This window comes from Dokdonella sp. (genome assembly GCF_036518555.1).
GTDB lineage: Bacteria > Pseudomonadota > Gammaproteobacteria > Xanthomonadales > Rhodanobacteraceae > Dokdonella_A.
Window position 1 is genome coordinate 1 of sequence record NZ_DATDMY010000292.1, and the last position, 10,101, is coordinate 10,101.

General features: G+C 69.3%; 11 protein-coding genes. 10 read left to right on the forward strand and 1 reads right to left on the reverse strand.

Annotation, left to right across the window (positions count from 1 at the left end):
• The 7 genes from VI238_RS15835 to VI238_RS15865 form a co-directional block, all read left to right on the forward strand.
• Positions 1-311: hypothetical protein (locus tag VI238_RS15835; RefSeq protein ID WP_331653096.1), on the forward strand; the 311-nt coding region annotated here is incomplete at its 5' end.
• A gap of 114 nt (positions 312-425) precedes the next feature.
• Complete coding sequence (thiS, locus tag VI238_RS15840) at positions 426-626, forward strand: sulfur carrier protein ThiS (protein WP_331653098.1); 201 nt, start codon at positions 426-428, stop codon at positions 624-626.
• Positions 627-721: 95 nt separating this feature from the next.
• Entirely contained in the window at positions 722-1,525 is an 804-nt protein-coding gene (locus tag VI238_RS15845; protein ID WP_331653100.1) for a thiazole synthase, read from the forward strand.
• A gap of 81 nt (positions 1,526-1,606) precedes the next feature.
• Positions 1,607-2,308, forward strand: a complete 702-nt coding sequence (gene trmB, locus VI238_RS15850) for a tRNA (guanosine(46)-N7)-methyltransferase TrmB (protein ID WP_331653102.1) — start codon at positions 1,607-1,609, stop codon at positions 2,306-2,308.
• A 142-nt stretch (positions 2,309-2,450) separates the two neighbouring features.
• Positions 2,451-4,301, forward strand: coding sequence for an SLC13 family permease (locus tag VI238_RS15855; RefSeq protein WP_331653104.1), 1,851 nt, complete (start codon positions 2,451-2,453; stop codon positions 4,299-4,301).
• 279 nt (positions 4,302-4,580) lie between these two features.
• Positions 4,581-6,770 carry a hypothetical protein gene (locus tag VI238_RS15860; RefSeq protein WP_331653106.1) on the forward strand — a complete coding sequence of 730 codons (2,190 nt, stop codon included), beginning with the start codon at positions 4,581-4,583 and terminating at the stop codon, positions 6,768-6,770.
• 98 nt (positions 6,771-6,868) lie between these two features.
• Positions 6,869-7,234 (forward strand): carboxypeptidase-like regulatory domain-containing protein, encoded by a 366-nt coding sequence (locus VI238_RS15865; RefSeq protein WP_331653108.1) that lies wholly within the window; start codon positions 6,869-6,871, stop codon positions 7,232-7,234.
• Between the two features lie 5 nt (positions 7,235-7,239).
• On the opposite strand, the gene VI238_RS15870 is transcribed toward VI238_RS15865, so the two are convergent.
• Positions 7,240-7,569 (reverse strand): Rieske (2Fe-2S) protein, encoded by a 330-nt coding sequence (locus VI238_RS15870; RefSeq protein ID WP_331653110.1) that lies wholly within the window; start codon positions 7,567-7,569, stop codon positions 7,240-7,242.
• 233 nt (positions 7,570-7,802) lie between these two features.
• On the opposite strand from VI238_RS15870, the gene VI238_RS15875 reads away from it, so the two are divergent.
• The 3 genes from VI238_RS15875 to VI238_RS15885 form a co-directional block, all read left to right on the forward strand.
• A complete protein-coding gene (locus VI238_RS15875) occupies positions 7,803-8,084 on the forward strand; it encodes a hypothetical protein (protein WP_331653112.1) in 282 nt (93 codons plus the stop codon).
• Positions 8,085-8,299: 215 nt separating this feature from the next.
• Positions 8,300-9,211, forward strand: a complete 912-nt coding sequence (gene yedA, locus VI238_RS15880; RefSeq protein ID WP_331653116.1) for a drug/metabolite exporter YedA — start codon at positions 8,300-8,302, stop codon at positions 9,209-9,211.
• A gap of 536 nt (positions 9,212-9,747) precedes the next feature.
• A partial coding sequence (locus tag VI238_RS15885) for a DUF3667 domain-containing protein (protein ID WP_331653114.1) occupies positions 9,748-10,101 on the forward strand: 354 nt, incomplete at its 3' end.

The following is a 10,101-nucleotide window of genomic DNA, read 5'->3' on the forward strand; positions in this document are numbered from 1 at the left end:
CCCCGCAGATGCGCCAGGCGCCGCCGCAGCGCGAAACGCGCGAAGCCCCGCAGATGCGCCAGGCACCGCCGCAGCGCGAAACCCGCGAGGCCCCGCAGATGCGCCAGGCGCCGCCGCAGCGCGAAACACGCGAGGCCCCGCAGATGCGCCAGGCACCGCCGCAGCGCGAGGTGCGCGAGGCACCGCAGACGCGCCAGGCGCCCGCGCAGCGCGAAACGCGTCAACCGGCCCCGGTGCAGCGCACGCAGCCGCAGGAACGGCGCCAGAACGATCGCGACAGCGACAAGAAGGACGACGATCGGCGCCGCTGATCGGTCTCGCAGGCAGGAGACGCCGCGCAGGTTGCGCGGCGTCTCCTTTTCATGGCGAAGTTCGCACCGCATCGACGCCCGCGCGGGTACGACACGCCGATACAATCGGCCCTCATGAACGTTTATCTCAATGGCGAAGCTCGCCGGGTCGATGAGCGCTGCACGCTCGCCGAGCTGCTCGAGTCGTCGGGCCACGCGGCGCGACGCGTCGCGGTCGAAGTGAATCGGGACATCGTTCCGCGCAGCCGTCACGCGGAACATCGCCTCGCCGAGGGCGATCGCATCGAGATCGTGCACGCGATCGGTGGCGGCTGACGCGCGCGCGAGCGACGCGCGTTTCCCGCGAACGAGCAGGCGCGCTCCGAATCGGCGAAAATGACCGGATGTTCGACCGCACCGGTTCCACCGCCATGAATGCCCTCGCCGAATCCCCGCTCGCCACCGACGCGCTCGTCATTGCGGGCAAGACCTATCGCTCGCGCCTGCTCACCGGCACCGGCAAGTTCAAGGACCTCGACGAGACGCGACGCGCGACCGAGGCCGCCGGCGCCGAAATCGTCACGGTCGCGATCCGGCGCACGAACATCGGCCAGGACCGCGACGCGCCGAACCTGCTCGACGTCTTGCCGCCGGACCGCTACACGATCCTGCCCAACACCGCGGGCTGCTACAGCGCCGATGAGGCCGTTCGAACCTGCCGCCTCGCGCGCGAGCTGCTCGACGGCCACACGTTGGTCAAGCTCGAAGTGCTGGGCGACCAGAGGACGCTGTTCCCGGACGTCGTGCAGACGCTCGTCGCTGCCGAGACGCTCGTGCGCGACGGCTTCCACGTCATGGTCTACACGAGCGACGACCCGATCCTCGCGCGCCGCCTCGAGGAAATCGGGTGCGTCGCGGTGATGCCGCTCGCGGCGCCGATCGGCTCCGGCCTGGGGGTGCAGAACCGCTGGAACCTGCTCGAGATCGTCGACAACGCGAAAGTGCCGATCATCGTCGACGCGGGCGTCGGCACGGCGTCGGACGCGTCGATCGCGATGGAACTCGGCTGCGACGGCGTACTCATGAACACCGCGATCGCCGGCGCGAAGGACCCCGTACTGATGGCGCACGCGATGAAGCTCGCAGTCGAGGCCGGACGCGCGGCCTTCCGCGCCGGACGCATCCCGCGCAAGCGGTTCGCGTCCGCGTCCAGCCCGCTCGAAGGGATCGTCTAGTGCGATCGCCGACGATCGCGGGCAGCCAACGGCGGCGATCCCGGCCCGCCATCCCCACGAACGACACGTGCGGTCGTGCGCATGGATGAATCGGGAATCCGCGCTCGCCGCATCCGCAGCTTCGTACTGCGCCAGGGTCGCTTCACGCCCGCACAGCAGCGCGCGTTCGAGGAACACTGGGCGCGGTACGGCATCGACGTCGCAGGCGACGGCGCGCCGCGAGATTTCGCCGCGGTCTTCGGGCGGCGCTCGCCGCTCGTGATGGAGATCGGCTTCGGCAATGGAGAGCAGCTGCTGCATTCCGCCTCGGCCGAACCCGACCGCGACTTCCTCGGGGTCGAAGTGCACCGGCCCGGCGTCGGCCGGCTCATGAACGCGCTCGCCGAAGCCGGCGCCGCCAACGTGCGCCTGTACAACCACGACGCGGTCGAGGTGCTCGAGCGCGAGATCGCCCCGGGCGCGCTCGCCGAGGTGCGCATCTTCTTCCCCGATCCCTGGCACAAGAAGCGCCACAACAAGCGGCGCCTCGTGCAGCCGGAGTTCCTCGCACTGCTCGCGAGCCGCGTTGCCGTGGGTGGCCGCTTGCATTTGGCGACCGACTGGGCCGACTATGCCGGGCACATGCGGGACGTGCTCGCGGCCGCACCGGACTGGCGCGTCGATGTGGCACATGCCGATCCGGCCGCCCGCCCGCCGTGGCGCATCGAAACGCACTTCGAACGCCGCGGGTTGCGGCTCGGCCATGGCGTATGGGATTTCGTGCATGAACGAATCCGGGCGTGATTGAACCGGGACCGACCACGGGCGCCGATGCCGCTGCGGCGCACGGGCGTGGCGTCGCCGATCCGTCGCCGGGAGCGGGCGCACGCGTGCGCCACGCGGCAGGATGTGCGGCCATACGCAGATCGAGTGATTGCAGCCCCGAATGGACGCCGGACTGACCCTCACCACCAACATGGCGCTCGTGTTCGCGCTGCTCGCGTTCACGATGCTGATGCTGGTGCTCGAATGGATCCGCGCCGACGTCGTCGCGCTGCTGGTGATCGTGGTGATCGGCATCACGCGCTTGCTGCCGGTCGACCAGCTGTTCGACGGTTTCGCCGGCAACGCGGTCATCTCGCTGATCGCGGTCATGATCATGGGCGCCGGACTCGACCGCACCGGGGTGCTCAACAAGGCCGCCTCGTTCATCGTCCGCCTCGCCGGCGGCGTCGAGTCGCGCGTGTCGCTGCTCGTCAACGGGATGGTCGGCGCGATGTCGTCGGTGATCCAGAGCCAGGCGCTGTCGGCGCTGTTCCTGCCCGTGGTCAGTCGCGTGAGTGCACGAACCGGCCTGCCGCTGAAGCGGCTGTTGCTGCCGATGGCGTGCATGATCCTGTGCGGCACGAACACGACGATGATCTCCAACTCGCCACTGATCCTGCTCAACGACCTCATCGCGAGCGCGAATCGCAACCTGCCGCCCGGCGCGCAGACGATCCAGACCTTCACGTTGTTCGCGATCACCCCGGTCGGGGTGCCGTTGCTGCTCGGCGGTCTCGCTTTTTTCGCGTTGTTCACGCGCCGCCTGCTGCCCGGCGACGAGGAGCGGCAGAAGGTCACGCCCGGTCGCACCGAGACCTACTTCGCGGAGACGTACGGCATCGACGGCGAGGTGCTCGAGCTCACCGTGACGACGGACAGCCCGCTGGTCGGCATGAGTGTCGCCGAGGTCGAGCAACTGCGAGGCGCGCCGCTCATCCTCGCGCTGAAGACGGGCAGCGAGGCGCGCCTGGCGCCGCCGGCGGACCAGATGATCTGGGTCGGCAGCGTGCTCGGCGTGCTCGGCAAACGCGATGCGGTGAACGACTTCGCTAACGTGCAGCTGTGCCATGTGCAGTCGCGGCTGCGCAACTTCGCCGACCTGTTCAACCCCGCGCGCGCCGGGATTTCGGAGGTCGTGATCCCGCCCAACTCGACCTGGATCAAGAAGACCGTCGGGGAACTGCGCCTGCGCAAGACGTATGCGATTTCCGTGCTCGCGGTCAATCGCGGCGAGCAGGTGTTCCGCGAGGATCTGCGGCAGGTCGCGCTGCGCGCGGGCGACACGCTCGTGCTGCACAGCTTCTGGCGCGACCTCACGCAGACGGCGGAGTCGCGCGACTTCGTCGTCGTGACCGTCTATCCGAAGGAAGAGCACCGGCCGAGCAAGATCTGGCATGCCGCCGCGTTCTTCGCGCTGGCCATGGGACTCGGCCTGTTCACCGATCTCAAGCTGTCGGTCGCGATGCTCGTCGGCGCGGTCGGCATGCTGCTGACCGGCGTGCTCGACATGGACGAGGCGTACGGCGCGATCAACTGGAAGACGATCTTCACGCTCGCGTGCCTGATCCCGCTCGGCGCCGCGATGGACTCGACGGGTGCCGCGGCGTGGATCGCGCAGGAAGTCCTTAAATACCTCGGCGAGTGGCCGCAGTGGGGGCTGCAGGCGGTCGTCGCGGTGCTCACGCTGCTGCTTGCGCAGGTCGTGTCGAATGTCGGCGCGACCGTGATGATGGTGCCGATGGCGATCAACGTCGCGCTGGCTTCCGGCGGCAATCCCGCGCTTTATGCGCTCGTCGTGGCCGTGTCGACGTCGAACGCGTTCATCCTGCCGAGCGCGAATCCCGTGATCACCATCGTCAGTGGCCCCGGCGGCTATCGCGCGCGCGACTTCCTGCGCGTCGGCGTGCCGCTCACGCTGCTGATGCTCCTGATCCTGCTCGTCGGCGTCAACGTCTGGTTCGGCCGCGCCTGATCCGCGATCGCCCGTGCGCGGCCCGCCATCCCGCGGGTCGGATCGACCCGGGTACGGGCGGGGTCGGTCGAGCCGAACGCGCTGCCGCAGCGCCGCGCTCGACGCATGAGCCAAGTCGTACGCGCACGCACGCTGCGCTGCGGACGCGCGCTCGGCCCGCCCGCGCCCCTGGCGATGCGCGAATGCGCCGGCGCCTCGACCCATCCCTTCAGGACGGCGGCCCGGATCATTCGATATGATCGTCCGGCCGAGGCGCGAGTAATTCTAGCGATGACATCGATGTGTACGAATGCATTCCCGCGTTGGCTGCAACCGATGCAGGGTCTGCTTGCACTTGCATTGGCCTTGCTCGCCGGCAGCGCCATCGCTCAGAGCGTGCTGCCGCTGCCCGCCGGCGTGCGCAATGTCGCCGGCACGGTGCGAGCGATCCTCGTGCAAGCGGACGGCCGGGTCGTGCTCGGCGGGTCGTTCACGGCCGTGGACGGCATCGCGCGCAGCAACCTCGCGCGCTTGAATGCGGACGGCAGCGTCGACCTCGGCTGGAACCCCGGCACGGACGGGAGCGTGATGTCGCTCGCCGCGACGGCCACGACGATCTACGTGGGCGGCTGGTTCGACCATGCCGGCGGACAGCCGCGCGCGAGCATCGCCGCCGTCGATTCGACATCGGGCGCCGTCCTCGACTGGAATCCCGGCATGCCCAGTGCGATGGGGAATTTCGTGCTCGCGCTCGCGACCGACGGTGCGACCGTGTACGCGGGCGGAGCGTTCCAGGCCATGGGCGGCGAGACGCGCGCGAATCTCGCCGCGATCAATGGCACCACCGGAACGGCGCTGCCGTGGAACCCATCGGCCGGGGGGCTGACCTCGAACGTCAATGCACTCGTCGTGACCGGGGGCAAGGTCATCGTCGGCGGCCTGTTCGAAGAAGTTGGCGGGCAGAGTCACAGACTCCTCGCGTCGATCGATGCGTCGACCGGAGTCGTCGACGCATGGACGCCGATGTTCAGCGATCTGGCCTTTGCCGTTCGGGCACTTGCCACCGATGGCCAGGTGCTCTACGTCGCGGGCGATTTCCTGGCGCTCGACGGAGAGTCGCGCGCGGGACTGGCCGCGATCGACCTCGCGTCGCATCAGCCGACCGCGTGGAACCCCGATCCCATCGGCTCCATCTCGAGCCTCGCGGTCGCGGGCACGCATGTTTATGTCGGCGGCCATTTCAGCGATGGCGGTCCATACCATGCGGGCGTCGCCGAACTCGACGCCGCCGACGGCGCCGTCGTCGACTGGCATCCATCGCTCCAAGGCGACGATGTCCTCGCGATCGCCCCGGATGCCGGCAATGTCCATCTAGGCGGGACCTTCACGCGCACGAGCGGCCAGTCGACCGGCGGCTATGCGCGCCTCGATGCCGCGACGGCCGCGCTGGACGCGTCACCGCAGTTGGAAACGGAAGCGTCCGTCGACGCGATGGCGGTGCAGCCCGACGGACGCATCGTGATCGGCGGTCGATTCACCGAAGTCGCCGGAATCGAGCGAAGCAACATCGCACGGCTCGAAGCGGACGGCGCCGTCGACGCGACCTGGAATCCATCGGCCGACAGACGCGTCGCTGCGTTGGCGTTGCACGCGGGTACGGTCTATGCGGGCGGCAGCTTCTGGAACATCGCCGGCCACGCCCGACAGGGCCTTGCGGCGATCGACGGCAACACGGGCGAGGCGTCGGCATGGAATCCGTCCGTCGCCGGCGTCGTGTATGCGCTGCTGGTGGCGGAGGGGCGGTTGTACGTCGGCGGTTCGTTCTCCCAGATGCAGGGAGCCCACCGGAATTTCGCCGCGTTCGACCTCGCATCCGGCAATGTGCTGCCGTGGTCGGTCGATGCCGATTCCTTCGTCAATGCGATCGCGGCGACACCTTCCCGCGTGTACATCGGCGGCAGCTTCGCGACGTTCGCGGGCCAGTCACGGTCGCGCCTCGCTGCGATCGACTCGGCGAACGGCTCGCTCACCGCGTGGAGTCCCGCGCCAGATCGCCCGGTTGCAGCACTCGCGGTGGCTGGCGACACCGTGTATGCAGGCGGCCACTTCGCGCAGGTAGACGCCCTGCCCCGCGCCGGAGTCGCCGCGATCGATGCCGCGGACGGGAGCGTCCGCGCATGGAACCCATTCGCGCGAGGCTTCGTCCTCGCACTGTCGACAACCGACGCTCGACTGTATGCGGGCGGCTACTTCAGCACGATGGCCGACGAGCCGTGGCGAGCCGTCGCGGCGTTCGACCTCGGGACGTCGGCGCTGACGCCGTGGGCGGTCGAACTCGATGCCCATGCGACCTCTCTCGCGGTCTCGGAGGACGACGTGTTCGTCGGAGGGCCGTTCCAGCATGCGAACGGGCTGTCGCATGCGGGGATCGTCGCGCTCACGCTGTCGGACGACCCGATCTTCGCCGACGGTTGCGACGCGGCCGACTGACCGCGGATGTCGCGCAAGAACGGCAACCTGCATCGGCGTAAGATCGAGCCGGAGACCACGCCCGCACGGACGCGCCCCATGCCGGAGGTGCCGCCACCATGATTCGAATCGCCTTCGTTGTTCTCGCCGCCGCCGCGTCCAGCGGTGCGGCCCACGCCGACGGTTGCCGCGTGACCGGCACGGCCTACGACGCCGACGGACGCCCGCTGCAATCGGCCGTGTTGCGCCTCGTCGACCTCCAGACGCGGCAGTCGGCATTCATCGCCGCGGACGCGAAAGCAGGCTTCAGCTTCGACGCCGTCGCGCCGTCCGACATCGGCCGCTATCGCATCGACGTGCTCAGCGCGCCGACCGTGGTGACCGGCTCGCGCATCCCGACCCGGTCCGTACTCGGCAGCTCGCCGACGTTCGCGTGCGGATCGGGCCAGATCGCGCGCCAGGACGTGACGGTGCAGGCTTACTGACGCGTTCAGCGCAAACGCACCGCACCATCGACGACCTCGACCGGGAGGCCGGCGAGGCTGTTGCTGCAGGGTCCACCGAGGCACGCGCCGTCGACGACGCGGAACGTGGCGCCATGCGCGGCGCAGACGAGGCGCCCGTCGTTGACGAGGAAGCGGCCCGGCGCGTAATCGAGGCGGCGCCCCGCGTGCGGGCATTCGTTGTGGTACGCGAACGCGCGCTCGCCCTGGCGGAGCACGATGAGCTCGAAGCCGCCGGTCGAACTGTCCACGTGCACCGCGATCGCGCCGCCGTCGTCGATGTCGTCGAGCCGGCACAGCGGCGAAGAGGAATGCATGGCCTTCCAGCACTTGTCGTAATGGGCCGCCACCCCCTATGTTGGGGAGGCTGCGTGCCCAGCGGGCGCGCATTCTGGCATACGAACCGCCTGCGTGTTCGGCGGCGCGGCCCGCGGATGGCGCGGGAACGCTCGGTGCCGATGTCGGAGCCGCATTCCGGATAGTTGTCGGAGTCGGCGCTTCCGGACGCGTCCCGGATGGACGAGGCCGGAATTCCACCAGGAGTACAAGCATGTTCCACGCCGGCCTGCGCCTCGTGAAATCTCGCCACCCCCTCGCGCGCCTGGCCGCCGCGCTGATCGCGGTCGTACTCGTCATCGGGCTCGTCGCCGTAGGTGTGTTCGCGTTGGCCGTGCTCGTGGTCGGCGGCGCCCTGTTCGCGCTCGTACGCGCGCTGCGCGCGCCGCGGCCCGCGGCGGCGGCCGGCACCGCGACGCCGAGCGGCGTCATCGAGGGCGAGTTCACCGTGGTCGCCGACGGTCCCGCGCGCAAGCGCGCACCGACCGGCGCCTGACGCACGCGATGGCTCCATGAAATAGCCATGCGGCGGGCCTCGCAGCGCCCCCGCGCACGCGGTATATCTATGCCACGGCGCTGAGTGGCGTTTCCCCGAACGCGCGACGCGGCCGATCCACGCGCTGTGCAACGGATGGGCGCGCGCCGCGGCCTCGCGCCCATGCCCTGAGCCGCGCCCGCAACCCTTCACCGAAAGGCCCTGTCATGAACGATATGTCCGGTCGCGGTCGCCTCGACGCGCCCGCTCCCGTCTCGCTGTTCGGTCCGCAGGTGCTCGTGCCGATTGCGTTGCTGTCGCTGTATTTCGTCTGGGGTTCGACCTATCTCGCGATCCGTGTCGCGGTCGCGAGCTGGCCCCCGTTCCTGATGGCCGCGGTGCGGTTCCTCTGTGCGGGCGGGGCCCTCTATGCGTTCCTGCGCTGGCGCGGCATGGCCGCGCCGACGCGGCGCCAATGGCTCAACTCCGCCGCGACCGGCGTCATGCTGCTCGGCTTCGGCAACGGCCTCGTCTGCTATGCGGAACAGACCGTCGCGTCCGGTCTCGCCGCAGTCGCGGTCGCGAGCATGCCGCTGTTCGCAGCCATGTTCGGCGGCCTGTACGGCCACTGGCCGCGTCGGCTCGAATGGCTCGGCCTCGGCGTCGGTTTCGCCGGCGTGATCCTGCTCAACCTCGGCGGCAGCATGGCGGGTTCGCCGATCGGCGCGATCGCGCTCGTCGTCGCGGCCGGCTCGTGGGCGTTCGGCTCGGTCTGGAGCAAGCGCCGCGACATGCCACCCGCAGCGATGAATACCGCCGCGCAGATGCTCACCGGCGGCGCCGCGCTGCTCGTGTTCGCACTCGTCATCGGCGAGCGCCTGCCGGTATCGCCGCCGCTCTCGGCCAACCTCGCGCTGGTCTACCTCGCCGTCGCGGGTTCGCTGGTCGGCTTCAGCGCCTACCTCTACTTGCTCAACACCGTGCGCCCCGCGCTCGCGACGAGCTACGCGTACGTGAATCCACCGGTCGCCGTGCTCGTCGGCGCGCTGTTCGGCGGCGAGGCGGTGCATGGCCTGGACATCGTCGCGATGGCGGTGATCCTCGCCGGCGTCGCGCTCATCGCGCTCGCGCGCGAGCGTGCGGCGTAGCGCGCAGTTCGATCACCGCTCGGATTCCCATTCGCTGCGGGCGCGCGAGTCGCTCGCCGCGCGAACGAGAGACTGCCTCCATGCGTCTCGCAGGACGTCGAAGAACGCGGCGTCCCTCGAAGTCAAGTAGATGCTCCCGGAATCCCTCGTCATGACGGCCACGACCGTCCACAAGAGGACATGCCTCGCGCGGATCGACGCAATCTCTGCGTACGCGACGCGTCGTCTCTTCCCGACGCCAAGGTGATCTCGGCAGGCCAGCACCTGGCCCGAGAAATAGCCTGCCGACATGAATCCCCATCGGGTCACGTAGTAACACCGGCCCGACCAGAGGGGCGTGGAATGCGGCGCGCGGTCGGTCGAATCGTCAGGGTGCATGCATCGGCCGCTTGGCAAGAGATCGACTGCAGCGATCGGAGCGACGATGATCCATCGCGCTCACGCGTATGGGCACGCCCGCATCGTTTGCGTCGCTCATGGCGGCTCCTTTCATCCGGTTAGTATGGCTCTCTTGCCTGCGCCCGCGCGATGACCGCATGACCGATTGCTGCGCCAACTGCCACGCCCCGATCGATGGACGCTACTGCCGCGATTGCGGCCAGAAGCGCTACGAACCTGCGGACCGGCGCTTCGGCCATCTGCTCGCCGAGTTCGTGCACGGCCTCACCGACCTCGACTGCCGCGTCTGGCGTTCGCTTCTCGCTCTGCTGTTCCAGCCAGGCCTGCTTTCGCTCGACTACAACGAAGGCCGGCGCGCGCGCTGGCTGTCGCCGGTGACGCTGTTCTTCGCGGTCAACGTGGTCTACTTCATCTCGCCGCTGCACGGCGACTACGCGATGCAGTTCAGCCGGCACGTGTCCCCGCGCATCGCAGCCGCGGCGGCCGACCCC